Origin of the sequence: Nonomuraea sp. NPDC050547, from assembly GCF_044457345.1 — a bacterium.
GTDB lineage: Bacteria > Actinomycetota > Actinomycetes > Streptosporangiales > Streptosporangiaceae > Nonomuraea.
The window spans coordinates 416,806-442,568 of the sequence record NZ_JBITGW010000002.1 but is presented as its reverse complement, the minus strand read 5'-3'; the positions used below and the strand labels follow the sequence as shown (position 1 = coordinate 442,568).

The window sequence follows — 25,763 nt, the reverse complement described above, 5'->3', positions numbered from 1 at the left end:
CCCCGTCGACCACACGCCTACCAGCTTAAGGCGCACGATTTCCGGCGTAGCCCCCCAGGGCGGCAGGGTCGCTAGACGTCGCACCCCACGGTGTTGGCCGGCACCCACTGGACCTTGATCGGATCGAGGGGGAAATCGAACCGGGTGATTCCGGCCGACACGTTGCCGGGCTCGGCGACATGGATACAGATCGTCTGCTCGCGCGGTTCACCGTTCCAGGTGTACCGGATCGTCAGGTTCACGTGGTCGAAGCCGCCCATGGTCCCGTTGTTGAAGACCGCCCGGGTCGCGCTGTAGGTGCCGGAGCCCTCCCAGTTCCCCGTCTGTCCCGTCGAGATCTTCCTGGTCAGCCCCGAGTCCTCGTAGAAGCAGATGTCGCCGACGGCGCAGCCGTACTTGGGCCCTCCGGCGTCGGCGGCGGCGGGCGAGGAGGACAGGAGGCCGGCGGCGACCATGAGCCCGGCAAGAGCGACACGCTTCACGAAACACTCCATTCACGGCGAAAGAGAACGGCGTGACGGTATCGGGGAGCGTTATCGATCGGCTTTACGGCGCGGCGTGCCGTTCCAGGAAGGTGAAGACGTCGGCCTCGTCCACGCCCGGGAACGAACCGGGCGGCAGCGCGGCCAGCACGTGGGAGTTGGCCCGCGCCGACGGCCAGGCGTAGCCCTCCCAGCGTTCGGCCAGCTCGGCGGGTGGGCGGCGGCAGCAGTCGCCGTTCGGGCAGTTGGACTTGGTGCGGCTGGTCGTCTCCCGGCCGCGGAACCAGCGCGACTCCCGGTACGGCACGCCGAGCGTGATGGCGAAGTCCCGCTCCCGCGAGGGGTCCACGTGCGCGACGCAGAAGAAGGTCCCGGTCGGCGAGTCGGAGTACTGGTAGAAGACCGAGAAGCGGTCCGGCGACAGGAACACCTGCCGTCCCGACCACTGCTGGCACATGCGCTGCCCCTCGATGGCGCCCTGCTCGTCGGCGGGGAAGACGATGCCGTCGTTCTCGTAGGCCTTGTAGATGATGCCGCCGGCGTCGTTGCGGACGAAGTGGCAGACCAGGTCGAGGTGGTGGGTGGCCAGGTTGGTGAAGCGGTGGGCGGCCATCTCGTAGGAGACGGCGAACACGTCGCGCAGGTCCTCCACCGACAGGGCCCGGTCCTGTTTGGCCTCGAGCAGGAACGGCGCCGCCGCGCGCTCGGGAACCAGGACGGCGGCGGCGAAGTAGTTGGCCTCGGTGCGCTGGCGCAGGAAGTCGGCGAAGTCGCGCGGCTTGTCGTGGCCCAGCGCGAGGTGGCCCAGGGTCTGCAGCAGGATCGTGCGCGGGCTGTGCATGCCGAGCTGCTCGTGCTTGACGTAGATGCGGCGGTTGCGGAGGTCGGTGATGGAGCGTACCGATCGGGGCAGGTCCTGGGCGGTGTGAACCGTGTAGCCGAGATGGGTGACGAGGGCTTGGATGAGCGACTGTGACAGGGCGCCGGTGCGGTACCCGACGGCCGACAGCGCCTCGGCCGCCGACTTCTCGATCTCCGGGAAGTAGTTGCCCAGCTCCCGCTGGCGGCGCCGGAGCTCGGCGTTGGCGGCCCTGGCCTCCTCCGGTGTCGCGGTGCCCCTCGCCTGGCGGGCGCGCAGCTCGCCGTACAGGCCGAGGAGGTGTTCGAGCACGTCGTTGGGTACGCGCGCGGAGACCTTCAGCCGCGGCAGGCCGAGACCGGCGTAGATGGGGTCGCGCTGCGCCTCCTCCAGCTGGATCTCCAGCTGGGCGCGCCGGTTGGGGGCCTGGCGGCGCAGCAGCTCCTCGACGGGTACGCCGAGCGCGGTGGCCAGGGATTTGAGCAGCGACAGCTTGGGCTCGCGCTTGCCGTTCTCCAGCAGGGAGAGCTGGCTGGGGGCCCGGCTGACGCGCTCGCCGAGGTCGGAGAGCGTGAGGCCGCGTTGTTTGCGCAGGTGACGGAGCCGCTGCCCGAAAGCGAGGAGATCGAGCTCCTGAGTCAAAGACAGCGGTTCTTCGCGCACCAGCGAGGCCATGGGCTGAGCTTAGACAGAAAAACGCCGGTTCTTCTAGGGGTTGCGGCAGCAGATCCCAGCGCCTCGCGATTGGTCTAGGCCAAAGGAAAACTTCGCGAACTTTTCTGCATCGAATACGCCTCAGTATTTTCTCTAGCAGAAATCTGAGCCTTCTTCGCTGAGAAAAACCTCTATGGAAGCGGTACGGCGGGGCACAGACTCAGCAGCAAGCACCCAGGGGACGACATAAGGAGCGAACATGAACGATCGCCTCAAGGGAGCGGCTGAGGAGCTGCGGCAGGACTGGGAGAACAACCCCCGCTGGGCGGGCGTCGAGCGCACCTACAGCGCCGACGACGTGGTCCGGCTGCGCGGGTCGGTCCAGGAGGAGCACACGCTGGCGCGGCTCGGCGCCGAGCGGCTGTGGAACCTGCTGCACTCCGAGGACTACGTCCACGCCCTCGGCGCGCTGACCGGCAACCAGGCCGTCCAGCAGGTGAAGGCCGGGCTGCAGGCGATCTACCTGTCCGGCTGGCAGATCGCCGCCGACGCCAACCTGGGCGGACAGACCTACCCCGACCAGTCGTTGTACCCGGCCAACTCCGTGCCCGCCGTCGTGCGCCGCATCAACAACGCGCTGCTGCGCGCCGACCAGATCACCTGGTCGGAGGGCATCGAGGCCCCCCACTGGCTGGCGCCGATCGTGGCCGACGCCGAGGCCGGCTTCGGCGGCGTGCTCAACGCCTTCGAGCTGATGAAGGGCATGATCGCCGCCGGCGCCGCGGGCGTGCACTGGGAGGACCAGCTCGCCTCCGAGAAGAAGTGCGGCCACCTGGGCGGCAAGGTGCTCATCCCCACCGGCCAGCACATCAAGACGCTCAACGCCGCGCGCCTGGCCGCCGACGTGGCCGGCGTCCCGTCCCTGATCATCGCGCGGACCGACGCACAGGCCGCGACGCTCCTGACCAGCGACGTGGACCCCCGCGACCAGCGGTTCACCACCGGGGACCGTACCGCGGAGGGCTTCTACCGGGTGCGCAACGGCGTGCAGGCCTGCATCGCCCGCGGCCTGGCCTACGCGCCCCACTCCGACCTGCTCTGGATGGAGACCGGCACGCCCGACCTCGACGTCGCCCGCGAGTTCGCCGAGGCGGTCAAGGCCGAGTACCCGGACCAGATGCTCGCCTACAACTGCTCGCCGTCCTTCAACTGGAAGAAGCACCTCGACGACTCCACGATCGCCAAGTTCCAGCGCGAACTCGGGCACATGGGGTACAAGTTCCAGTTCATCACGCTGGCCGGCTTCCACTCGCTGAACTACTCGATGTACAACCTGGCCCAGGGTTACGCGGCCGACGGCATGACGGCGTACGTCGAACTGCAGGAGGCCGAGTTCGCCGCCGAGACCCGCGGCTACACCGCCACCCGCCACCAGCGCGAGGTCGGCACCGGCTACTTCGACCTGGTCAGCACCGCGATCGCGCCCGACTCCTCCACGACCGCCCTGAAGGGCTCCACCGAAGAGGAGCAGTTCGCCGCCGCCCACTAGAGTCGGACATCGTCCACCAATTCGGACACAGAATCGGCGAGATGATCACCTACCCTTGGTCACGACTCAAGTATCCATTGGTATCCGAATGTAGCGCTCAGTAGGGCTTCTCATGGGTTCTTCATGGGGTTCCATGTCGCCACACGAGGTCTGGATCATGGGTGGCCCATGGCAGCGGCTTCTTGATGGGTTGTGCGCGGGGACCGACCCTTCGAAGCCCAAGAGAAGTCCTCTCCCTGAACACGAAGGCCCGGCCCTCTTCCACGTCGAGGGCCGGGCCTTCGTCTAACTCGCCTCTGTTCGGGAACCATGTGTCACATCGACGCGGGGCGCCCCTGCGAACGACAACACCCGGCAGGATGGCAGAGCAGCGCACCACCGCAACCCAACCGGCGCGGGCCGCGAGCATGGCGTAGGTCAGGCGCGCCCGGTGGCGCTGGGTGCGTAGCCATCGCGCGAGCTGGTCGAGTTGGGGTGCACGGTGAGATCGGCGACTCGGGTCAGGGCCAGCGGCTACGTCCTGAAGTCGGTCGCCGACCGCGACCTCATCGAGGCCCGCCGGGCGGCGACGCGCGGCGAGCCCTTCCTCTATCCGGGCGCGGTCACCGCCCTGATCCGCGACAATCTGCACCGCCACGAGCACGGCGATCCCCTGCCCGACAGCCTGCTGACCGCCCGCGAGAAGGAGATCGTCAAGCTCATCGCCGAGGGTCACTCCACCAAGGCCATCGCCGACACCCTGGTCATCAGTCCCAAGACCGTGGATCGCCACCGCACGAACATCCTGGCCAAGCTCGGCCTCAACGACCGCCTCGACCTGACCCATTACGCCATCCGGGCCGGCCTGGTCGAGCCCTGACCGCCCGACGTCCAGGTGGTGGCGACCGGCCGCGGCGACCGTTCCCACTTCGTGATCGTCGCCGGGCACCTTTTCGGTACCGTGGAGCCGCACCTGTCCGCCGACGGCCGCCGCTCCGGCTGGGATGCCCGCCACGGCGGCGGCAGCCATCGATGCGTTCCGGCACCAGTTGCACCTGGTAGCGGCCCGGCGCCAGCCGCTGCGCGGACCGTGCCCCCCGCACCCCGCACCCCGCACCAGGCTTCCTCAGCTACCACGGCGGCGTATCTGCCCCACGAGCGCGGATGGGCGTGACAGTTCACACTCACGTGGAAGGGCAGCGACGCGCTCATCGACACGCGGCTCCACCTGATACAGCGCCGACGCAGGCGGCCCATGGTGCTCGGCCACCCTCGCGTCGTCAGCTTGGCAGGCGCCAACTGCGGATGCTCCCAGCTCGGGCGGCGGCGCCGGGCTCGCCTGACGCGTTCGCGAACTTCGGGCGCGCGCGGCGCCAGCAGCGCCCAGGAGGCGAACCGTAGGCGTCCTTGTCGAGGCAGGGCTGGTACTCCTCGGGTCCATCAGGCACAGCCGGTAGGCGAGCCGCGCAGTTCGGCGAATCAACTGAAATATCCGAAGGAGGCGCCGTCGAACGTCCCGGCCACCTTGGGGTCGGTTGTGAACGGGTTCCAGGCCAAGGTCACCTCATGGGTGCGTCCGCCGGTCTCGGCCCGCAGGGTGGCGGTGGCGCTGCTGTGCGATGTGAGGGCTATGGTACCGGTGACCTGGACGTCCTCGACGTACCTGAGCTGGGTGAGCGTGATGTCCGCACCCAACGTGAGCTGTCCGCCGCGCAGGCCCGGGTGGTTCGGCGTGGAGGGCGGGAAGATGTTGGGGTTGCGGCGGGCGGTGGCGTCGGCGGCGGTGGCGAGGACGGCGGCGAGGACCCGCTGTTGCGTGGTGGTGAGCGTGGGCGCGCGGTGGGGCGCCACGTCGGCCAGGCGCCGCGGGAAGCGGCCCACGGCCCGGTAGTTCTCGGCGCTACAACCCTGGTCGGTCACGCGCTTGGTGGCCAGGAAGGTGCGCAACGTCTCGCGGGCGCAGTGGCTGGCGGCTCCGGGCCCGCTTGGGGGGATCGTCAGCGCGTGGTCGCCGAACGGCACCGTCAGGACGCTCACGTTCGGGAAGGCGCGCAGTGATCGGGCCACAGCGCCGGGTCCGCCGTTGAAGTCGAGTTCTCCCGCCATCGCCAGGACGGGGATGGACGGCAGCGTATGTCCGGGCGGGCGGACAGGGCTGTGCCGTGGCGTCGGCCAGTCGATGCACGGCTCCACGGTGTCGAACCCGGGGTAGATGTCGGTGACCTCGTACGGCGCCAGGGGGCGTTCCCGCTGGTAGTAGCGCTCGGCTTGGGCACGACGCCCGGGGCCTGGCGTGTGCCGGTCGAACGGGAAGGCGCCGTCGCCGCAGCGGAAGGCCAGGTATCCGGCGAAGTCCGGATCGGGCCTGGTCGGCAGCCCGGTCGGCAGGTCCCGCGCCAGGCGATACAGCGGGGCGGTGTCGCCACGTAGATAGGCGTCCGCCGCCGCGGTCGCCTCCCTGCCGTACAGCGGACGCTCCACATTCCGCAGGATGTACGTCTGGAACACCGACACGGCGGGATCCGGATGGCGGCGCAGCCGTTCCACCAGCCGGGTCCAGATGCCGGACGCCTTCCCGGGAAGGGCGGCGCACTCCTTGGAGCGGTCGCACACGGTGTCGAGGTGCGTCATCTGCGAGTGGGTGAAGTACTCCCAGCTCGCGTATCCGGTCGGCTCGACGACGACGGTGCTGTCCAGGAAGATCGCGTCGAGGCTACGCGGGTGGTGGGCCGCGTAGGCTTGGGCGAACACCGTGCCGTAGGAGTTGCCGTAGTAGCTCACCCGGCCCAGACCGAGCGCCCGCCGGACCGCCTCAAGGTCGTGAGACGCCTGGTCAGCGGTGTAGTACGCGGCCTTCGGCCCGATCTTCTTCGCGCAGGGCGCGATCGTCTCCGGCTTGTCGAGGGCGGCGCCCTCGCACACCAGCCGCGAGGATTCGCCGATCCCTCTCGGGTCCATGAGCAGCAGGTTCTTGCTCTTCAGCACCGGTCCGAGCGAGTCCTGGATTCCGTCGAGCGTCGAGATGACCGGTCCCGGACCACCCGGGTTGGCCACGATGGTGCCGTCGGCGGTGTTCTTGGCCGGAATGAAGGCGAAGGCGACCGAGATGCGTTGGGACGCGGGATCGTCCCAGTCGAGAGGTACCTGCACGCTGCCGTCGCAGCGTGTGGTCGCGCCCGCGCACTCGTGCGTGCCCGGTTGGGCGGACGCAGGCGCGGGCGCGCCGGGGAGCAAGGTGGTCAGCAGCGTGAGTGCCACGACATTGGTGATCATGCATTAGCCTCCGGCGTGTCGGTGACCGGGAGGAACCCGGTCATTCCTGGGTACCGCGGGCACCGAACGCCAGAAGGATCATGCAGAGATCGCATGGAAAGACCGCCAGAATGGTCAGGTCGTTCTAGGAGCTGTTCGGAGTTCGGAACATGTGGTTGAGAAGAGGAGCTTCAACCACATGACCGATCCTCGAAGGTGGAGCCCGGCTTCGTAGCTTTCAGGTGTCTTGTCATAGCGAGTAGCCAGGCCGCGCCAGGTCTTGATCTTCTGAAAGCAGCGTTCAACGGTGTTGCGCTGCCGATAGCGCTCCGGATCGAAGCCGACCGGCCGTCCCCTTCCTCTTGCGATTGGCCTGCTGATCGGCCTTCTCCGGGATCACCGCGACGATCCGGCGGCGGCGCGGATAACCCCGGTTGGCCTTGCAGGAGTAAGCCTTGTCTGCAGCCACCGCGCGGGGGCGAGTACGCGGGCGACCGACCGGACCGCACACGCGGATCTTGTCCAGCACGGTGATGAACTCCCGGCAGCCGGCCGCCTGTCCCGGCGTGAGCACGAAGGCCAGTGGCAACCCGGCCGCATCGACCGCCACATGGACTTTGCTGCTCAACCCGCCTCGGGATCGACCAAGCCCGGCCGCCTTCGCCCGGGCCTTGCGGCGCCGCCGGGTGCTTGCACGATCTTGGCCCGGCGATGCGTCCGCGAGGTGCGCGCCGGGTGTGGCCTGCGGCGCATCACCCGCAACACCGGCGGCTGCTCCGCAAGCGGAGCCCCCTTTTCCTCGGTCAACGCCTGCTCCAGCGCATCCAAGGTCTCCCCAGCGACCGCCAGCCCAGCCGATTCCTGATGCGCCCGCACGATCGTGGAGTCCACACTGACCAACTCCAGCCCGACCTGCCCGCGCGCTGCCGCCTCGGCGATCAGCGCGTCCATCAGCGCCTGAAACACCCCCGCCCCGGCCCACCCGCGAAACCGGGAATAGAGCGTGGACCAGAGCCCATAGCGTTCCGGGACATCACGCCAGCCCGATCCCGTACGAAACCGCCACAAGATCCCGTTGAACTCGTCACGCACCCGCCGTGGCAGCGGCCCGGTAGCCGCCACCGGCAGATACTGCTCGATCAACGCCCATTCAGCATCGGTCACATCGAAACGCGCCACTGCCGAGTTCTATCAGCCACGGCCAGTCCGCCGCCGAACTCTCCAAGATCCGAACCCCGAACAGCTCCTAGGATCAGGCTACGCCTGAGCAAGACCCTGAGCCGCAACCGGTCAAGATCCCGCCGGATGGAGCCGGTCGCCTGCATCGGCTACGCCTGGACGACGACGGCGAGCGCGAGGGTCTGGTCAGCTGGATCGAGGACGTCCGCGAGGGGTTCACCGGCGGGCTGAAGGAACGGCAGGAGCGGATGCCGCTGCTGGGCCTGGCCCCGATCGACGGCGTCGACTACACCCGCCCGCCCTGGGACGAACCGGCCACCACCACGCCGCCGGTGGCCGTGGACGATGGCGGCCGCCGGCTGCCCAATGCGTGGCCACCGGAGGTGCCCGCGCCCGGCGCCGACGGATGGCCGGACAAGGCGATCAGCTGGCTGCTGAAGGCGATTGCCACCGGGCTACCGTGTCCACCGCGCCGTGCTCGCCTCCCATCCCCTGCAGCCGGCCCGCTCCGCGTACGAGCACACCGTCCGCGCCCGCGACGCCGTACAGGACAGCTCTCGCGGCGCCGCCGTCGACCTGCGCGGCCGACTGCGTAGACCGTGCTCGTTCCGGGCACCGCGCTCACCGCGGAGACGTCGACCTCGCGTCTACGATTCGTCCCCGCCATCGGCGGTAGCTCGGTCCGGCTGCCATCGGGCGCGGCCTGAATGGTTCCGCTCAAGCCGCCCTCGTCGGCGTCCCAGTCGACCAGAACGATTCCGTCCCTGCCGTCGGAGCCGGACGCGCTGACGTCGGCCGGGCCCGGCACCCGAGACCAGGCCATGCCGTCCCAGTGCAGGATGATCGTGCTACTCCTGCTGCCGTCCTCGTAGTCGAACACGCTGCGGGTGCCGACCGCCCACACGTTGCCCAGACCATGGGCGACGACCTGGGTGAGCGTGATCGACGGGATGCTGCCGTCTGGCCGGCCCCGGCTGTTGATCTCGCTACTTGGGGTGCGGTCCTCGGGCGCGGGGACCAACTGCCATGACTGGCCGTCCCAACGCATGGTCGCCGCCTGGGAACTGGAACTCCCCTGCGCGAGCGGCCGGCCGGTGCCACCGACCGCCCACACCTGGTCGGGCGCCGCGGCCGACACCGACGCCGCCCAGCCGGGCAGGCGCATGACCGTCCAGGCCCGCCCGTCCCAGTGCGCGGCGTGATCCCCAACCACCAGCCACACGTCGTCGGGCGCGAGGGCGGTGGCACCGGCCCGCTCGCCCGGGTTGTAGTCCATGTCCGGTAGCGGAACCCGGCTCCAGCGCTCGCCGTCCCAGTGGTGCGCGGCCAGAGCGGCGGTGGCGGCGAAGATCCAGACGTCGCGCGGTCCGGTCGCCACCAGCGCAGGAAACCTCTCGTCGTCTTTGGAGTCCCACGTCACCTCAGGTGCGCGGCGCTCACGCCACCGCTGACCGTCGAAGTGCAGGAGCAGCAGCCGACCAGTGCCTTCGTTCGGGCTGCCGAGCACCCACACGTCGCGCGCACCGCTGGCCGCGACCGCTTTCAGCCGGGTTCCGCGCTGGTCGCCGACGTGCTCAAGCCGCCACCCGCGGCCCCGGGCCGCACGGACTGGAGCGGGTTTTGGGCTCGCCGCGGCGACGCTGGTAGAGGTGGGGGTCGGCGCGGACGCACCTGGCCGCGGGGGCACGGCCGCGCACCCCGCGGCCAGGACGGCAGCCGCGCATAACATGGCCAGGCCCTTGGCACTCATGACACGAGATGCGCGAGACGGGCGAAGGCCTCGTTCACGGACTTTCCGTGAGACGATCGCGGCAGCATCGGCGACGATCTTCAGCTCGGGCATCTTCACGACCCTTCCATATCCTGCGCGGCTCCTCGACAGCGTACGCAGCCCCACGCACGCCCAAGATCCAATGCCGCGGCCAGTAGGGGCAAAGCGGTCGAAAGCGCCACCACCCCGGCCGCTCGCCTCGTTGTCGTCCTGGCCGTCGTCTACGCCCCCACCAGAGCGATCCGCGAGCTGCGACTGGACGGCGTCGACCGGGAACCGGCGGCTTCCCATCGCTGGAAGGCCCGCCCGATCGATGCGCTCATGCACCAGGTCCCGCTCGACTGGCTCCCCCGTGGGCATAGCCGCTGGTCAGACACGGCGAACCGCATCTGACCATCAATCAGAAGAGTGCGATGGGCGCTCATTTCGTCAGCACCCTGTGGGGCGACAAGGAACTCCGCGGCCGGGCCGCGACCCTGGAACGGCTTCGCGTGGACCGGCAACTCGAAGAGGCCCTGGCCCACGGAGCCGCCCCGCTGCACCTGGCATCGGTGTTCGGCCTCGACCCCGAGACCGCGATCCATTACGCCGAAAACGCCGAGTGCTTCTGGCGACCGCTGCTGAGAAGCAAGATCCCGCCAGTTCCCGCGAACCCAAGGGTCAGTACGGTCCATGAAGCGTGAAGGCCCTTGGGTTCATCCTGAGGACCCTTCAGTTCGCGCGAACTCTGGGACTTCCCGGGGGTTGAGGAAACCTGCGGACAGCCGTTGACGGTACCCACAAATATCTTCCGCCGCCAGATGCTCCGCCGTCGCCGAGCACCTGCTCGCCGACGAACTCGATCAGAGTCCCAATCGTGATCCCCTGGGCCATGACGCCATGACCCCGACGAACTCTCCGCGTTTCAGATCTCACCAACCGAACTCGCGTGTGTTCCCGATGAGAGTCCTTCAGTCCGGCTGAACTCACTGCGGACGTGCCGTTAACGAACGTGTCACCAAGCCCCAAGCGCGGGTGATCATGACTGATGAGGCGGTTGTCATGGTGATGCCGTCCCGTGGCTCGACGTCTTCCGGCCAGGCGGTGTCGTCGCCTGCCGACCTACTCGCCGCACCTGACCGAGACCAGCGTCGTAGTCGCCGACGTGCTCAAAGGCCGGGACGACTTCGAGCCCCTCGGCGCCCGCGCGTACGTGCCAGAGGTCGGAGGACTGGGCATCGGTCCTAAGGTGCAGTTCTGGCCCCACCGGCACAACGCCGACGCCATTTTCCTGGCACTTCTCCAGAACATTTCCTAGCGCATGAGCCCTTGCCCTCACAGGCGTTTACCTCTAACCTCCGTGATCGTCGGGCGGATTGCGTAATCCTCCTATGTCTAGGGAGTGCGTGTGCGACGTTTGCTGGCTTTGTGCGTCCTGTCCACCATGATCGTGGCGGCCCCGGCCCACGCGGAGGCGCAGACGCTGTACGAGGCAGAGGACGCGACGCTGGTCAAGGCGGTCGTCTCCAACAGGTCGCCCGGCTACAGCGGCTCGGGCTTCGCCGACTACGACTCCGCGACGGGCGCCTACGTCGAGTTCGTCGTCCCCGCCGACGCGCCTGCCGAGGTCGACCTGATCTTCAGGTTTTCCAACGGCAGCACCGTCGATCGCCCGCTGGACGTCGCGGTGAACGGCGTCAAGATCGCCACCCGGCCCTTCTCGCCCTCCACCGACTGGGCCACCTGGCGCTCCACGACCGTGCGCGCCACCCTGAAGGCCGGCGCCAACACCGTACGCCTGACCACCACCATCGCGAACGGGCCCAACCTCGACAAGGTGACAGTGCGCCCGGTGGGCGAGGAGCCGGGCGGAACCGTGGTCACCTCGATCGCCGCCCTCACCGAGGCCATCAGGATCGCGCAGCCCGGACAGCGCATCGTGCTGGCCAACGGAACCTACGCCGTCAACGCCGCCATCCCGATCGCCGGCAGGAGCGGCGTCACCATCGCCGCCCAGTCCGTCGGCGGCGTCACCCTCACCGGGTCCAGAACCTTCACCTTCGACAGCTCCGCGAACGTGGCCATCGAGGGCTTCGTCTTCAAACAGCGGACCGGCATCATCGTCCCGTCGAACTCCACCGGCATCCGCATCGCCAGGAACACGTTCCAGCTCGCCGAGGTCGACGGCGCCGAGACTCACTTCCTGGACGTCCAGGGAGACGACGCGGAGGTGGCCAACAATCTCTTCGCGGGCAAGACAGAGCACGGCGTTTTCCTGCAGGTCGGCGGCGCGACGATGCCGCTGCACGTGGCGATCAGGCGCAACCACTTCCGCGACAACACCTCCACCGTCAACGGCAGCGAGGGCATCAGGCTCGGCCTCAGCGCCCTCGGGCAGGTCTCGGCGCGCGCGGTGGTGGAGCACAACCTGTTCGAGAACGTCGTGGGCGACGACGAGGTGATCTCGGTGAAGGCTTCGGACTCCGTCGTACGGCACAACACCATCCGAGGTGGTGTCAAGGGTGTGCTGACGCTGCGCTTCGGCTCGCGCAACACCGTCGAGGGCAACCACATCATCGGCGGCGACAGGGGGATGCGCGTCTACGGCGCCGAGCACACCATCGTCAACAACCACATCCAGGGCGTACGGCGGGACGGTGTCTACCTCGGAGCCGGTTACGACGCCATCCACGACGCGGCCGTCAGAGTCAAGGTGCTGCTCAACACCGTCGTGAACGCCGGTGGCGCGGCCATCTCCGCGCAGGGCGGCTCCAACCCCGCTACCTCCCCGCTGGTCGCCGACAACCTGTTCGCCCGCGCCTCTCAGGGCACGCTGATCTCGCTCGGCAACGCCGTCACCCCCACCGTGCGCGGCAACCTGTCGTGGGACACCGTCTCGGGCACCAACCCCAAGCTGGTCCAGGACGCCAACGGGATCCTTCGTCTCAGCTCCGGCAGCCCGGCCGTCAACGCGGCCAAGGGCGGCTACCCGGCCGTCTCGCACGACCTGGACGGCCAGACCCGCCAGGGCGTCGCCGACGTGGGTTCCGACGAGTACGCGCCGGAGATCGGCCCCGGCCCGCTGACCGCCGCCCAGGTGGGCCCCACGGCGGGCTAGCAAGCCGCCCTCAGCCTGGTCGGCGAGGTGCCCACCGGCAAGGTCCGGTATGACAACCTCGTGGTCGCGGTTGGCCTCGCTGGTGTAGGCCCGGTCGGCCAGGACACGATCGGGGCGCGTGCGGGGTCGCCCGCCGCCGAGCCGGGCGGTACGGATTCTGCCCAGCACCGGGATGAACTGCGGGCTGTCGCCGCGATGCCCAGCGGTCACCACCAGAGCCAGTACCTTACGGCCCTGCTCACAGGCCAGATGGGTCTTGGTGGTCAGCCCGTCGCGGGAGCGGCCCAGGGCGTGATCGGCCGGTTCGACCTGCACGCCACCGGGCGATTGCTTCTGCGTCGGCCCGTCTCGGCGAGCGCCGACGGCGTGCTGGTGAGCACGGCTGGTGGTGGAGTCCACACTCACCGACCAGCCGACCCTTCCCGCAGCGTCCGCCTGCGCTTGCAGCGCGGAAAGGATGTGTGCCCAGGTCCCGTCACGCTGCCAGCGGCGGAATCTGCCATAGACCGTTGCCCAGGGAGCGTAGGCCTCGGGCACGTCCCGCCACGGAGCCCCGGTCCGGATCCGCCATCGAATCCCATCGATCAGTTGCCGTCTGCTCCATTTCGGCGGACGACCCCGACCTGAGCTGGTGGGTAACAGCAGCTGCAGCGCTGCCCACTGCCCATCGGTCAGGTCGTGCCGCCTCGTCACCGCTACGCTGGCCACGAGGTCTCCGGTACTTGCTTCTTCTTGGTCGTAGAACCAACTACCGAAGACCTCGTCGTTTAGCGATCACCGCCACGCCGCAAACCCCAAACCCCTTTGAAACACGCCTTAGTCGTGGTCGCATCTGATCTCCTCATCAGGTAGACGCTGATCGATGAGTGGCCCGCACGGACAACTCAGCTACTTCGCGCGCGAAAGGGTCACGGATCACCAGTTGCAGCGTCCACCTGGCGCAGCGTGGTCAGGGCTGTCCGGCACGGATACCCGTGCCGGACAGCCCTGCCAGATGGCTACGAGCAATCTCGAGCGGCTTATCGCCCTTCGGCAAGCTTCACCAGGCCGAACCCGAGACCCGTCAATGCCGCCAAGAAGCAGCCTCAGCCGGACGAGTCGGGCCTGGAGGAGGGCGGTGTCCCGAGGACGGTCACCGAGTCGAGGAACTTCACCCGTGCGGAGTTGAAGGCTTCAAGCGTCCAGGTACGGCTCGGCGTCAGGACGTTGAACAACGCCGAGCCCGACCGGAAGACCACCACGTCGTCCAGCTGCTGGCTCACACGGCCTTCGCAGTCGGCCGGCACGACCACCTTCCAGGTGATCCGCCACTGGTTCAGCGCGGGGGTTGGCGCCGCGGTGACCGAGCCGGTGGTGCGCAGCACGCAGAAGACGTCGGACGGGATCGTCGCCGGCCCTGCCGGGGCCATCAGGCTTAGGGCGAGCAGCCAGGTCATGGGCATGTGTCCGGCCAATCCGCGATGAAGATCCGCACGAGGGACCCCGGCGAAACCTGCGTCCCGCCGACGGGGGTCTGGCTGAGTACCGTGCCCGGAGTCGCGTTGCAGAACGGGTCGATCTTGATGGAGGCGGTCAGGGTCAGTCCCCTGGAGGTGATGGCCTGCCGCGCGGCGGCCGTGTCGAGCCCCACCACGTTCGGCACAGTGACCTGTTGCGGCGGGACGGTCACCTCACGGAACACGTTGAACTTCGTGGCCGTGCCGTAGGCGCCGCGCAGGAAGAAGGCCCTGGTGGCGAAGACCTGGACGGTCTTGCTGCCGACCTTGCCCACCGGGGATCCGTCAAGCGTCACCTTGTAGTTGCTCAGGGTGCACAGCGGATTCTCCGTGGTCACCGAGACGTTCCAGCTGACCGTGACGCTCTGGCCGGCGGCGACGGTTGTCGGCGAGACGGAGAAGGAGTTGAGAACGATCGAGTCGATGCAGCTGATGGGGTCGGGGCCGGGGTTGTCCGGATCCTTGTCCGGTGGGAGGGCGCCGGCTGGCCCGGCCAGGCCGAGGGTCAGCATGATCGCGACGATCCCGAGCAGGGTCGTCCACCATGAACGAGACATCCACTTCTCCTTTGGTCGGTTACTCCTAAGGCGGGACATTTCGTTCCAGTTCACGTTCCGTTCCGTTCCAAGTGGCGGAACGTAACGAGCTCATCCTCGGCATCGGTGGGCTGTCCCCGCCGTACGTGCTGAGCGTGCTGGCCGTCGCCGGCAGCCCCTCTGCCTGGCGTTCTGGCGCCATTCCCCGGGCCGGGGCTTGATCATCATTAACCTCATGGCCCTCCTCAAGGTCGTCTGGAGCATCAGCGAGGGAGGCGACAGCGGCTGGGCGGTCCTGCTCCCGGCCGCGGCCGGACTCGCCGTGTGCGACCTGGCCATCATCTGGATCGCCCGGCGCCTCCACCTGCCCATCTCGCTGCGCCGCCCCCGAAGCACCACAAGGCCCGGCTCATAGCGGAGCCGTCCGCACCGGTTCTTCATGGTGGTAGCCGCATGGCCGGCGGTGACAGGTCTTCGCGTGCGCGCTCATCGCCACCGAGAAGGTGAACTGGCACTGCCGCTGGGGCCGTACGAGCTGGTCACGAGTCTCGATGAGGGACGTGCGCCACTCATCCTCGCAAGCATGATCGCTTGCGTCGGTTCCAACGGAAATCGCAGGTAGCCTGGCGTGGCGGGCATGTTGACCTGGCAGAACGCCGCGCGAGGCGTCAGGCTCCCCCTCCCCGCACCTTCCGACCGACTGGAGACCTGTGTTCAAGGCAACCGGCAGACGATCAGTGGTGCTCGCCACCCTCATGGCCACCGGGCTCGCACTGACCACCGCGACCACGGCCGCGGCGGGCACCGGCCGTCCCGCGATCATCGGTGGAAAGGCCGCGACCGAGACCTACTCGTTCATGGTCTCCTTCCAGCTGCGGAAACTGCCCGAGCACCACTGCGGCGGCTCCCTCATCGCCCCGGACTGGGTCGTCACCGCCGCCCACTGCAAGGGACTCATGAAGCCCGGCAAGACGCAGGTGCGGGTCGGCTCACTTGAGCGTGACACGGGCGGAGCTCTCACCGGCGTCAAGCGCGTCGTCACCCATCCCAACCAGGACAAGCCCGGTATGCGCGGGGAACCCAAGGACGACATCCTGCTGGTCCAGCTGGATCGGCCGGTGGACCTCGAACCCATCCGCATCGCGGACGGCCCAGGCCGGGTAGGCGAGCCGAGCCGCGTCATCGGCTGGGGCATGACCTGTGACGACCTCGACGATCCGGCCTGCTCGAACGGTTCACGGCAACTGCAGGAACTCGACACCGTACGCGTACCCGACACCCGGTGCTCTTCCCTCAACCGCGGCGAGGAGCTGTGCACCGGTGAGCTCAACGGGCGTGCTGCCAGCGCCTGCAACGGCGACTCGGGTGGTCCACAGATCCGCGGGGCCGGCGGCCGGTGGGAGCTGGTCGGAGCCACCTCGCGCGACGGCGACGACATGACGGACGCCGCGAACGGCGACGCCGGCTGCTCCACCAACCCCAGGGGCGGGCCAGGAGTCGGCATCTGGACCGACGTGACCCACTACCGTTCCTGGATCACCGACACCATCAGGGCACACAGCGCCTCCTGATCATCTGCCGGGCGGCCCAGCGTGGTGCAGGCGTGCTGGAAGGTGCGACTGACGCAGTAGTTCTTGGCGCCTTACAACCAGCATCGCGGCTCATCAAGCCCTTCCCCAAGCGGCTTCGGTGCGTGCCGTCCCGGACCCGAACCGCCGAGCTCAAACATACGCGGACGCGTCCGGCTCGATGAAAGACCAGTTCCGGCCGCGTGGGCGAGTTCGAAGAGGTACGGGTTTCGACAGGCGCAGTGCTGAGATCCATGCTGGCGCCGCGCGGGTCCCCCGCCAGAGGTGCGATGGAGATCTTCATCCTTCCTTGCCGAGCACCGTGCGCCAGAGAGTCAGGTGGTCGGTGCGGTAGCTGCTGGATCGGCCGATGGCCACGACGTCGGCGCCGGAGATCGCGATCGTGTTCAGCCATTGCGCGCCGGCCCCGCTCAGATCGGGTTGGCTGAGCGGTTGGTCCCGCCAGTCCAGACCGTCCTGCGATGTCCAGACGATGCTGTCGCTCTCGCCGTTCGTTCCCTGCAGGCCAACCGCGACGAGCCCTTTCGCCGTCGCCACGACATCCTGTACCACTGCCTCCCGCTCCGCGGGGAGCCAGGTGAACTTCCAGGTTCTCCCGTCGTCGGCGGAGACGACGGCGAAGGGCCGCTGCTCACCGGCCTTCGCCCGGCCGGATCCGACGGCTGTGATCTGGTCGCCGACGGCCACGACATGCTCCAGTTCCGCTGATTCGAGGCCTGGTGGCCGGGACCAGGGGCGGGCCGTCCACGCGCGGCCGTCCATCGACACCCACACCACGGCGTTCTCGTGACCCGCGCTTCCGGATCCGCCGACGGCCGCGTAGCCGCTCACGGTCGGCGCCACGTCGTGGATCCGTACGCTGGATTCGCTTGCCGGAAGTTCGACCGAACGGGTGAGCTTACGCAGGTCGGTGGTGAACAACAGAACTGGCCCGGCTGCGGTGCTGCCGGCGATCACATAGCCCGACCTGCCTGCGGCGAGCGCGTGAAGAGCCTGGACGGGATGCTCGGAACCGGCTGAAGCCGAATCGGTGATCTCGATCCGGCGCCAGGAGCGACCGTCGGCCGAGGCCAGCAGAAGCGGTCGCGTGGAGAGCCGCTTGTCCATGGTGAGGCCCGCGGTCAGCCAGCCCGCGCCACCGTATGCCACATCGCTCAACCGCTGCAGGTGCGCCCCGTCGATCTCGGGGCCTTCGACACGCGACCAGGTTCTGCCGTCGGCGCTGGTCCAGATCCCAGCATCCGCGGCGGCGGCGCCCACAGCGAGATACCGGCCGCCGGCGGCAGCCAGCCGGGTGACCTCGGCCGGGAGTCTGGTCCAGCCCGCCACCTTCTGCAGCGCCACCCGCGCGGCGGCCTCGCCTGGTCGCGCCGTCATCAGCACCGGCTCGCCGCCTGTGCTTGTGGACGGCCGGTCACCGCTGAGCACGAACGTGCCGGAATCCGTCACAGCCAATGCCCGCATGTCACCAGAGGTGGCACCCGTGGTGACGCTCTTGTTCCAGACACGTCCGTCCGCACTGGTGTAAACGGCGTACTGGTCCGGACCGTTCATATCACCCATGAGGGCGGCGACGCCCTTCGACGAGAAACTCAGCAGCCGCGCCACGCCGAGGTCGGCGTCGTCCGTCCCGATCCAGCCGCACGGGGACCACTCGACTCCCTCCGACGAGCAGGAGACCTCCACTCCCTTGGGTGTGGTCTCACTGGCCGGGACCAGGACAAAGGCGTCGGACGCCACGGACAGCAAGTAATCGTTGGCGAAGGGCGGTGTGCTGGGAAGCCAGGTACGCCCGGCGTCACGCGAGCGTAAAGCGACCGCGCCGAGGGCCCCCAGTGGGGGCTCGCCCACGGCCAGGACGGTGCTCCCCTTGGCGATCACACCGGTGAGCCTGCGCACGGCATCCAGCTTGCCGATGCTCGTGCTCTCCGTTCTGGCCCAGCTCACACCGTCGGCGGACGTCCAGGCGGCGGGTCGCTCCGTATCGTCGTCCAGGACGGTGGAACCGACAGCCACGAAACCGGACGAGGTCCTGGAGATGGCCATGATCCGGTCTTCGTCCCGGAACACGGTCAGCCCGCCGGCCGCCACGGCCGTCCAGGTATGGCCGTCGGCGCTGGTCCACATGCCTTTGCCGGCCGGGCCGTCGTCGTCCCCCACCGCCAGCCAGCGGCCGTCGCCCCTGACCACGCTGTTTACCGTGGCCGGTCCCCGTTCAGGTCCCCCTTGCCCGGCGACGTCGCCCAGCTGCCACGTCCTGCCGTCGTCGCGGGAGGACAGGAACAGCGGCCGAGGAACCGCGCCGGTCGTGTCGCTGCCGGCCGCCACGACCACATCTCCCGAAGCGGCCACGGCGTTCAGAACCTGCTTCCCGCTCCTGTCCGGCGGGGCGGCGAACATCCGGTCCGCCAGGACGGCCGTACCGGCGGGCAAAGACGGATCCGCATCAGAGCCGAACAGCCGCACCCCGACCAGGATCGCACCCAGGACGACAAGTGACATCACGACCGAAACGATCCGCCGTGCGGCGGGACGTGCTCCGGCCAGGGCTGACGCAGGACCCGGAGTCCGGCTCGCAAGGGCCTGTGGCGAAGGCGGTGAGGCGAGCATCCGAGCAGCGGCGGCGACGAGCTCTTCGGGGTCCTCTCCGTTGAGGGACATGGATGCGCCGGCCGAACCGCTCGGCTCCCCGACCAACGCCAGCAACACTTCGCGGGCGCTCGGCCGTTGCTCAGGCGTCTTGTCGAGACACCGTCCGACCAGTGCCTGCATCTGCTTCGGCAGGCCGGAGACGTCGCCAGGGTGGTTCAGGATCCGATGCACCGTCGCGGCGAGGTTGGACCGTCCGAACGGTGGATTCCCCGTCGCCGCAAAGATCATTGTGCCTGCCCAGGCGAACAGGTCCGACGCCGTCCCGACGCGCGCGTCGGAGGCCTGCTCGGGCGACATATAGGACGGCGTGCCGACGATGCCCGCCACGGAGGTGGTGGTCGTGTCCAGTATCCGTGCGATGCCGAAGTCGACGACGCGCGGTCCGTCCGGCCCCAGCAGGACGTTGGCGGGCTTGAAATCGCGGTGGATGATTCCGGCCCGGTGAATCGCCACGAGGGCCGCCGCCGTACCGATGGCCAGGCGTTCCAGTTCTCCAGGTTCGAGCGGGCCCGCGGACGCGACCCGCTGCTGGAGCGACGGCCCGTCGATGAACTCGCTGACCACGTAGGGACGGCCGTCGGCCATGGTGTAGTGCAGGACGCGAGCGGTGCAGAAAGGGGCGACCGTACTCGCCGCTTCGATCTCCCGCAGAAAGCGGCGGCGGGCTTCCTCGTCATCGGCGTGCTGGCCCTGTAAGACCTTGATGGCGACGCGTACGCCCGTGGGAGCCCGGGCCAGATAGACGATGCCCTGCCCACCTTCACCGATACAGCCGATCAGCTGGTAATCGCCCAGTTGGGCAGGCTCCCCTGGTCGTAACGGACGGGGCTCCGGCACGCATGCTCCTTTCCGCCACTCCGCGCAGACTGCGGCCTCCTGACATCATCGCGCACCGCCACCGCCGTCCTGAAGCAAATCAACGGGTCGTCCCGCTAGATGATTGATTCCTGGTGGTCGCGGGGCATCGTTCAATGGTCGTAGGCGATCAGGGAGCGCAGGATCGGCTGTCCGGTCTTGTCGTTCTGCCAGATCGCAGCGGTCAAGGCGAGGATCCGGGTCAGAACACGGACGGTGAGTCCGGCGATGGTTCGGCCACCGTGTCGTTCCAGGTCGAGCCGGCCTTGGGAAGTCTGGCGACAAAGCCCGCCTTGATGCCGCGCCGATATAGAGCGAATTCCACCAGGTTATGGCGTTCAACCCGACGCCGAGCGCAGCTATCTGGTCTGAACCCCGAAGAACCAGCTCGGCCTCGAACGCCACACCGCCCGCACCAGCGACGGACTCTGGCCCCGGGTCAACCATCAGGGTCTAGCGTCCGGCCTCCGGCGGGCGGTTACCGGGCCGCCAACCCAGGGCGTACAACTCCGTGACGGGTCCGAACTCGGTGGGGTCGCGGCGCGGACCCGCGATCAGCCGGCTCGCCACGAAGAATCCGATCACGGTCAGGACGGCGCCCAGGCCGACGGCGTCCATCAAGAACGCGGCAACCGCTACCGCGGCCAAGGGGCCGATCAGCGCGCCGCAGGCGATTCTCCAGCCGCGCTTCCTCCTGCACCGACGGCAGCGCGGCACCTGGACAGTGATCGTCCGCCAGGTTATCCGGGTCTGGTAATAGTCGGTCGCGCGGTTGACGTCACCGTGCATGGGCAGGTGCAGCGCGCATGGCTCGTCGGCGTCCTGTCCGCAGAAGAAGCAGGAGGCGTAGGAGAGGTTGTCCGCGATGATGTCGACGTTCTCCTGCACGCGATCACGGACCGACTCCGAGTCCGCCAAGGTGAGGGCGTGCTGGAGGAGGTCCAAAGATCGCCGGTAGTCCTTGGCCGTGTTCACGTAGGCGACGACGCAGCCGAGAACCGTCAGGGCCATGTCGTCACCGGCCTCCCGCACCCCCCGGTGATCGTCGGGCAGTACGCTTGCCACCACTCTGAGAAGGGACTTGGCCTCGTCGAGGAACTGCTCGGCCAGCTCGTCCCCACGTTCAGGGGTCGCTCTGACCGCCTGCCCCAAGTTCTTGCACAGCGTCTTGATCCTGGACGTCTCGTGCCCCACCGCGCCGTGCAAGGCCTCGTCGACCAGCCCGGTCGAGAATCCGGACGCTCTCATGCCGGTGATGTGCCCGCGTGAGTCCTTGAGCCGCCCGTCCTGTGCGGCCGCGACCGCCAGTTGGGCGTTGATGGCCAGCAGGGCAGCAGGAAGGTCCTCGCGCATCCGGCGGACGACGCCCGCCGTCAGTCGTGGATCGTCGAGCTCGTTGGCGCGTACCCGCATCAGCTCCCAGAAGGAGTCGTCGGCGATCACCTCGCCCCAGCACTTGTACGCTCGCGTCCACAGCCGGATGGCGTCGGTGTCCAGACTGTCCGTGTCGAGTGCCCAGACGTGTGACAACACCGCGATGTTGTGCACCGCGACGGTCCTGGCCGGCTGCTTCGTCGTGCGCTCCCACACGCGGAGCGCGTCGTGCGGCTCGCCCTTGAGCAGGGCGGTCATGGCGTCGTCGACCTCGCCATCGGGCATCGGCCACAGCCAGAAGAGCTCGTCCACCAGCCGGGACACCGGATCCTTCAGCCGCTGTGCGGCTCGTTGCCGCGTGTCCTCGTCAGGGGGCCGGGCGGGCGGCAGTATCCCCTCGCTCGCGCCTGACCTGCCGAGACGCTCCATGAGGCGCATCTTCTCTGTCTGCCTCCGGATGTCGCGTGTCGTCGCGCGCACCGGCAGCCCGGTGATCCGGAAGGCGTTCTCCCGGTACAGGTCCGGCCGCAGTCCCAGCAGCGTCATCCGGCGGCTCCGGAGATGCGCAGGGTGACTGTACGGTTTCGCGCGCCGTCGCGGTACGGCGGCATGACCCCGCCCAGGGACGACAGCGCGAACCTTGTCGTGGGGATCCGCGACGTGGCGCGGAGGATCTCGCGCACGTAGGTAGCCCTGGCCAGGCCGAGGTCGGCGTTGCTGACGTGCTCGCCGCCCGGCAGGAGCGCGTCGCGGTCCGTGTGGCCGACGACGGCCACCTCTATCTCGGTGGCGTACGGGCGCAGACGCCTGCCCAGGTCGCCGAGCACGGCCTGGCCGCGGCGAGTCAGCTCGGTGCCCTGGCTGAACAGGGCGCCTTTGAAGACGATGGAGATCTCCCCCGGTGACCGCCTCACCCGGATCCCCGGAACGTCGAGTCTCATGCGGGCCAGCACGTCGGGCTTCTCCGGCGGCGAGGTCGTCACGACCGTCAGCGGGGCCGTGAGCTGCCGGGGCATCGCAGGCGCGGCGGTTTCCCGGCGGATATCGACGAGCAGGACGAGCACCGCGCCTGTGACCAGCACCGCGCATGTGGCGAGCAGGCCCTTGCCGAGCCTGCGCCGCCGCGCGGCGGGACGCATGGCCGCGATCCGCCGGCGTCCGGCGGCGATCTCCGCCCCGCCAGGAGCCAGCCGCTCCGCCTCTGCCCAGCACTGGTCCGCCCGGTCGAGGTCGCCCTGCTGAGCGTAGATGCGAGCCAGCAGGTCCAGCACGGTCACGCTGGGCTCCCCCTGGAGATCTTCCAGCAGTTCCGCGGCCTCTGCGCGGCGGCCGCTCCGCGCCAGGGCCCTGGCCTGGGCCAGGACCAGCTCGCGGGTGACGGATAGGGCCATGGTCACCTGCTTCATGACCCACGTACGACGGTGCTGGACAGATCGAGCGGTGGCGGCGCCGGCAGCATGTTCTCCAGTTCGCGGTTCACGTCGCGCACCGTCCTCATGTCGCCTCGCTCCATCGCCTTCCTACCGGTGTCGATGAGCTGAGTGGCCTCCTGCTTGTCCCGCATGTCCGGCAGCAGGCCCCTGAGATGCTCGAACCGGATGCGGGGGAGCTCGTCCGTCCTCTCCAGCACTTCCGCCGCCAGCCCGTAGGCGTCGGCGACACATCTCCTGACCAGGTCGGCGTCATGGGCGTTGATCGCCTCCCGCGTCGCGGACTCGAGCGTGGTCAGGGTCCGCTGGTCGCTCATGTCGCCCATGCCCAGCACGATGTCCCGGACGCCGGCCATCGTCTCCTTCGCCTCCTGGACCAGCTTGGGCCACTCCACCATCTCCTCTACCTCGTCGATGGCCACCTGGAGATCGAGCAGACGCCTGCCGCACTCCGTGGCGGCGTCCGGATCGGCGCGGGCCGCATCGACCAGCCGGTCGAGGTCCTTGGCGGTCCCCTCCGCGTCGATCCTGGCGACCAGTGTCCCGGCCCTGACGTCGCCGAGGTCCCTGGCTTCCGTGCGCAGTTCGTGCAGCCGGTGCCTTTCCGCACGCACTTTCTTGTTCAGCTCGTCGTGCGTGGGAGTCGTCTCGGTTCGCAGGTTGACGACGTGCTCGAACTCCTCATCAAGGAGCGGAATGTACGCACGCGCGACGACCAGCCGGGACTCGTCGACCACCACGGAGAACTCCACCTCGCTGCCCGCCGGCACGTCACGGGTGACCTGCCCAGGATCGATCTCCAACCGGCCGACCCGCCGGTTGCGGTCGGCGCGCGAATACTCGCCCTCCACGATCGGGATGCGGATGTAGCCTTCGAGCCGGCTGTTGCTGAGTGCGATCGTGGTACGCAGCGTGTGCCTGCGCCGCGCCGGGAGCGGCGTCCCCCTCGGGAGCAGCCAGGCCACATCGTGGTCCTCCAGCCATACGCCGATCGCGTTGGTGAGCGTGGGCTGGGAGTCGACGGCTCCGACCGTGTACGTCAGCTCGTCGGGGCTCACCTCGCGCCGGGTTCCCGAGCCGTCGGTGAGCTCGACGCGGAACGTGTTGGCCCGCCCGCGCTCTGCCCACAGCGTGGCGGTGAAGGTCCCGTCGGCGTCCAGCGCGATCTTGCCGCTCCGCCACTCCGGCCGGGCCTCCGCGTTGACCAGTTCGATCGCGAACCCCGCCGTGTCCGCCCCTGACACCCGGCCTCCGATGAGCGGCTCGGTGTCCGCCCCCACCGGCTCGTAGGCCAGAGCCACCACGTACTCCCCGGCGGGCGGGACGGCCAGTGCCGCCACGGCGTCCAGGCGTTGGGTTCCGGCGAAGATGGCGGCGCCCGTGGCCACGGCCGTGATGGGATCCCTGCTGTGGTCGAGCGGGATCCCAAGCCCCTGCCGGGGGTCGGCAAGCCGTTCCCTGAGATACGGCGACAGTGTGGGACCACCCACCAGCAGGACCTTCTCGATGTCAGCCGTGCCGAGCCCGCGCTCCTCCAGGGCCTTCTTGCACAGATTCACCGAGCGCACGATGAGCGGCTCGGTGAGCCGCACCAGTTCCGCCCGCTCCAGGTCGTAGAAGAAGTCGACGTCATCGCCACGGTCGTCCTTCAGCAAGAGGGAGATCGACGCGGACTCGCTGCGCGACACCTCGATCTTGGCCTCTTCCGCGGCCCGCTTGAGCTGACTGATGGTCGCGAGCGACCTCGGGTTGCCCCGGCTGAGATCGGCGAACCGGTACTCCCTCGTCAGGGCCGGGATGAACAGCTCCTCGACGATCTTCCAGTCGATCAGCTTCCCGCCGAGGGTGTTGTCGCCCCGGTGGTTGACGACGGTCAACTCGCCGTCCCTGAGGTTGACCACGGCCGCGTCGAACGTGCCGCCTCCCAGGTCGTACACCAGCCAGAAGGCATTGTCAGCCGTACTCTGGAACCCGTACGCCAGCGCGGCCGCGGTGGGCTCCTGCAGCAACGGCGCGTGCTCCAGCCCGGCGAGCCTGGCGGCCTGCTTGGTCGCCTCGCAAGCACTGAGCTGGAAGGCCGCCGGCACCGTGATGACCGCCGCCCGCAGATCCTCGCCGGTCCGCTGCGCTACGTCGCCCTTGAGCGACTTCAGTACTTCAGCGGACATCTCCTCCGGCGTCATCGACCGGCCGCCGTCGGCGAAGACCTTGGGCTGGTCGGTCATGCCCATCCTGGCCTTGAACTCGATGCAGGTGTTCTCGTGATCCAGCTCGCTGCGCTTCCTGGCGACGTCGCCGACGTGGAGCCGTTCCGCGCGGTCGATCCAGATGGCCGAAGGGGTGATCTCTGATTGGCGGTTGTTCTTGACCACCTCGACGCCCACGCCGTTCAGCACGGCGATCGAGCTGTTGGTGGTGCCGAGGTCGATCCCGTAGCCGATCGTGGTCCTGGTCACGGGGTGACCTCCTTCGCGACGGCGTCGGGGGTACCCACGATCACCTCTCCTCTCTGGATCACATGATCGTTCAGGTAAACGCTCGGCCGGATGGTCTCCACCACCCGGTCACGGTCGAGGCCGGGCGCGGGCTGGTAGGACAGCACCTCGATCGCGAGCCCCGGGTCGAATGGGTCGTTCACGTGCTCCTGGACCTTGATGCCGGCCTGGGTGAAGGAATCCCAGGCCATCTCCAGGTAGCGGGTCACGGCCCGCGTCTCCCCCGGAAGCCGCCGTACCCGGCGATCGAGCCGCCAGATACTCGTCACCACCTCGGCCACCGAGTGCCCGGAAAGGGCGTCGTCAGGAGTCTCCGTGGTCCGATCCGTCCCCAGACGCTCGAACGCCACCAGGGCGTCGTCGGGCCAGGCCGCGGCATGGATGCGGAATTCCCTCGGATGACGTAACTGCCGTACTTGCGCCGCTATGGAACTCAGCAGTGCCACGTCCGCGCGTTCCTTCCCGTTGGATCGCCACCGATCGGCACAAAGTAGCGCCACTCGCTCGGGAGGGG

General features: G+C 68.6%; 19 protein-coding genes and 2 pseudogenes. 8 read left to right on the top strand and 13 right to left on the bottom strand.

Annotation, left to right across the window (positions count from 1 at the left end; translation table 11 throughout):
- Positions 1–71: 71 nt before the first annotated feature.
- On the bottom strand, positions 72–482 hold the full coding sequence (locus tag ACIBHY_RS06505; protein WP_397256951.1) for a hypothetical protein: 411 nt from the start codon (positions 480–482) through the stop codon (positions 72–74).
- A gap of 64 nt (positions 483–546) precedes the next feature.
- Complete coding sequence (locus ACIBHY_RS06500; RefSeq protein WP_397256953.1) at positions 547–2,016, bottom strand: helix-turn-helix domain-containing protein; 1,470 nt, start codon at positions 2,014–2,016, stop codon at positions 547–549.
- Between the two features lie 238 nt (positions 2,017–2,254).
- On the opposite strand from ACIBHY_RS06500, the gene aceA reads away from it, so the two are divergent.
- Together aceA and ACIBHY_RS06490 are read left to right on the top strand one after the other, a co-directional pair.
- Positions 2,255–3,544 carry an isocitrate lyase gene (gene aceA, locus ACIBHY_RS06495; protein ID WP_397306136.1) on the top strand — a complete coding sequence of 430 codons (1,290 nt, stop codon included), beginning with the start codon at positions 2,255–2,257 and terminating at the stop codon, positions 3,542–3,544.
- 481 nt (positions 3,545–4,025) lie between these two features.
- Positions 4,026–4,403, top strand: a complete 378-nt coding sequence (locus tag ACIBHY_RS06490; protein WP_397256957.1) for a response regulator transcription factor — start codon at positions 4,026–4,028, stop codon at positions 4,401–4,403.
- 599 nt (positions 4,404–5,002) lie between these two features.
- Here ACIBHY_RS06490 and ACIBHY_RS06485 read toward each other — a convergent pair.
- The 3 genes and pseudogenes from ACIBHY_RS06485 to ACIBHY_RS06475 all read right to left on the bottom strand — a co-directional run bounded on the left by ACIBHY_RS06485 (position 5,003) and on the right by ACIBHY_RS06475 (position 9,332).
- Positions 5,003–6,796 carry an alpha/beta fold hydrolase gene (locus tag ACIBHY_RS06485; protein ID WP_397306135.1) on the bottom strand — a complete coding sequence of 598 codons (1,794 nt, stop codon included), beginning with the start codon at positions 6,794–6,796 and terminating at the stop codon, positions 5,003–5,005.
- A 114-nt stretch (positions 6,797–6,910) separates the two neighbouring features.
- A pseudogene (locus ACIBHY_RS06480) lies at positions 6,911–7,954 on the bottom strand (IS5 family transposase).
- Between the two features lie 286 nt (positions 7,955–8,240).
- A complete protein-coding gene (locus ACIBHY_RS06475; protein WP_397306134.1) occupies positions 8,241–9,332 on the bottom strand; it encodes a hypothetical protein in 1,092 nt (363 codons plus the stop codon).
- A gap of 806 nt (positions 9,333–10,138) precedes the next feature.
- Between ACIBHY_RS06475 and ACIBHY_RS06470 the strand changes: the two genes are divergently transcribed.
- The 3 genes from ACIBHY_RS06470 to ACIBHY_RS06460 all read left to right on the top strand — a co-directional run bounded on the left by ACIBHY_RS06470 (position 10,139) and on the right by ACIBHY_RS06460 (position 12,822).
- The gene (locus ACIBHY_RS06470) at positions 10,139–10,408 is read left to right on the top strand and encodes a hypothetical protein (protein WP_397306133.1); all 270 of its coding nucleotides are present in this window, start codon (positions 10,139–10,141) and stop codon (positions 10,406–10,408) included.
- A gap of 374 nt (positions 10,409–10,782) precedes the next feature.
- Positions 10,783–11,022, top strand: coding sequence for a hypothetical protein (locus ACIBHY_RS06465; RefSeq protein ID WP_397306132.1), 240 nt, complete (start codon positions 10,783–10,785; stop codon positions 11,020–11,022).
- A gap of 90 nt (positions 11,023–11,112) precedes the next feature.
- Positions 11,113–12,822, top strand: a complete 1,710-nt coding sequence (locus tag ACIBHY_RS06460; protein WP_397306131.1) for a chondroitinase-B domain-containing protein — start codon at positions 11,113–11,115, stop codon at positions 12,820–12,822.
- A 75-nt stretch (positions 12,823–12,897) separates the two neighbouring features.
- Here the strand turns inward: ACIBHY_RS06460 and ACIBHY_RS06455 are convergent.
- The 3 genes and pseudogenes from ACIBHY_RS06455 to ACIBHY_RS06445 all read right to left on the bottom strand — a co-directional run.
- A pseudogene (locus ACIBHY_RS06455) lies at positions 12,898–13,515 on the bottom strand (IS5 family transposase); the annotation flags it as partial.
- 392 nt (positions 13,516–13,907) lie between these two features.
- A complete protein-coding gene (locus tag ACIBHY_RS06450; RefSeq protein ID WP_397256972.1) occupies positions 13,908–14,258 on the bottom strand; it encodes a hypothetical protein in 351 nt (116 codons plus the stop codon).
- Entirely contained in the window at positions 14,255–14,875 is a 621-nt protein-coding gene (locus ACIBHY_RS06445; RefSeq protein ID WP_397256974.1) for a PASTA domain-containing protein, read from the bottom strand. The genes ACIBHY_RS06450 and ACIBHY_RS06445 overlap by 4 nt, the downstream gene beginning before the upstream one ends.
- Positions 14,876–14,946: 71 nt before the next feature.
- Here ACIBHY_RS06445 and ACIBHY_RS06440 point away from each other — a divergent pair, with 71 nt between their 5' ends.
- The 3 genes from ACIBHY_RS06440 (at position 14,947) to ACIBHY_RS06430 (ending at position 16,425) form a co-directional block, all read left to right on the top strand.
- Positions 14,947–15,075, top strand: coding sequence for a hypothetical protein (locus ACIBHY_RS06440; RefSeq protein WP_397306130.1), 129 nt, complete (start codon positions 14,947–14,949; stop codon positions 15,073–15,075).
- A 14-nt stretch (positions 15,076–15,089) separates the two neighbouring features.
- The gene (locus ACIBHY_RS06435; protein WP_397306129.1) at positions 15,090–15,269 is read left to right on the top strand and encodes a hypothetical protein; all 180 of its coding nucleotides are present in this window, start codon (positions 15,090–15,092) and stop codon (positions 15,267–15,269) included.
- A gap of 325 nt (positions 15,270–15,594) precedes the next feature.
- The gene (locus tag ACIBHY_RS06430; protein ID WP_397306128.1) at positions 15,595–16,425 is read left to right on the top strand and encodes a S1 family peptidase; all 831 of its coding nucleotides are present in this window, start codon (positions 15,595–15,597) and stop codon (positions 16,423–16,425) included.
- 297 nt (positions 16,426–16,722) lie between these two features.
- Here ACIBHY_RS06430 and ACIBHY_RS06425 read toward each other — a convergent pair whose 3' ends face one another.
- From ACIBHY_RS06425 to ACIBHY_RS06405, 5 genes are all read right to left on the bottom strand, one after another.
- Complete coding sequence (locus ACIBHY_RS06425) at positions 16,723–19,932, bottom strand: protein kinase (protein ID WP_397306127.1); 3,210 nt, start codon at positions 19,930–19,932, stop codon at positions 16,723–16,725.
- Between the two features lie 471 nt (positions 19,933–20,403).
- Positions 20,404–21,870: a hypothetical protein gene (locus ACIBHY_RS06420; RefSeq protein WP_397306126.1), complete on the bottom strand. Its 1,467-nt coding sequence runs from the start codon at positions 21,868–21,870 to the stop codon at positions 20,404–20,406.
- Entirely contained in the window at positions 21,867–22,715 is an 849-nt protein-coding gene (locus ACIBHY_RS06415) for an OmpA family protein (RefSeq protein ID WP_397306125.1), read from the bottom strand. The genes ACIBHY_RS06420 and ACIBHY_RS06415 overlap by 4 nt, the downstream gene beginning before the upstream one ends.
- Positions 22,716–22,726: 11 nt before the next feature.
- Complete coding sequence (locus tag ACIBHY_RS06410; protein ID WP_397306124.1) at positions 22,727–25,210, bottom strand: Hsp70 family protein; 2,484 nt, start codon at positions 25,208–25,210, stop codon at positions 22,727–22,729.
- A complete protein-coding gene (locus ACIBHY_RS06405; protein ID WP_397256989.1) occupies positions 25,207–25,695 on the bottom strand; it encodes a hypothetical protein in 489 nt (162 codons plus the stop codon). The genes ACIBHY_RS06410 and ACIBHY_RS06405 overlap by 4 nt, the downstream gene beginning before the upstream one ends.
- Positions 25,696–25,763 lie beyond the last annotated feature (68 nt).

Bases quoted from the DNA above. Each gene is read 5' to 3' on its own strand.
- ACIBHY_RS06500 (WP_397256953.1), bottom strand. From the start codon at position 2,016: ATGGCCTCGCTGGTGCGCGAAGAACCGCTGTCTTTGACTCAGGAGCTC.
- aceA (WP_397306136.1), top strand. From the start codon at position 2,255: ATGAACGATCGCCTCAAGGGAGCGGCTGAGGAGCTGCGGCAGGACTGG.
- ACIBHY_RS06485 (WP_397306135.1), bottom strand. From the start codon at position 6,796: ATGATCACCAATGTCGTGGCACTCACGCTGCTGACCACCTTGCTCCCC.
- ACIBHY_RS06470 (WP_397306133.1), top strand. From the start codon at position 10,139: ATGGGCGCTCATTTCGTCAGCACCCTGTGGGGCGACAAGGAACTCCGC.
- ACIBHY_RS06450 (WP_397256972.1), bottom strand. From the start codon at position 14,258: ATGACCTGGCTGCTCGCCCTAAGCCTGATGGCCCCGGCAGGGCCGGCG.
- ACIBHY_RS06445 (WP_397256974.1), bottom strand. From the start codon at position 14,875: ATGTCTCGTTCATGGTGGACGACCCTGCTCGGGATCGTCGCGATCATG.
- ACIBHY_RS06435 (WP_397306129.1), top strand. From the start codon at position 15,090: ATGGCCCTCCTCAAGGTCGTCTGGAGCATCAGCGAGGGAGGCGACAGC.
- ACIBHY_RS06420 (WP_397306126.1), bottom strand. From the start codon at position 21,870: ATGACGCTGCTGGGACTGCGGCCGGACCTGTACCGGGAGAACGCCTTC.
- ACIBHY_RS06415 (WP_397306125.1), bottom strand. From the start codon at position 22,715: ATGGCCCTATCCGTCACCCGCGAGCTGGTCCTGGCCCAGGCCAGGGCC.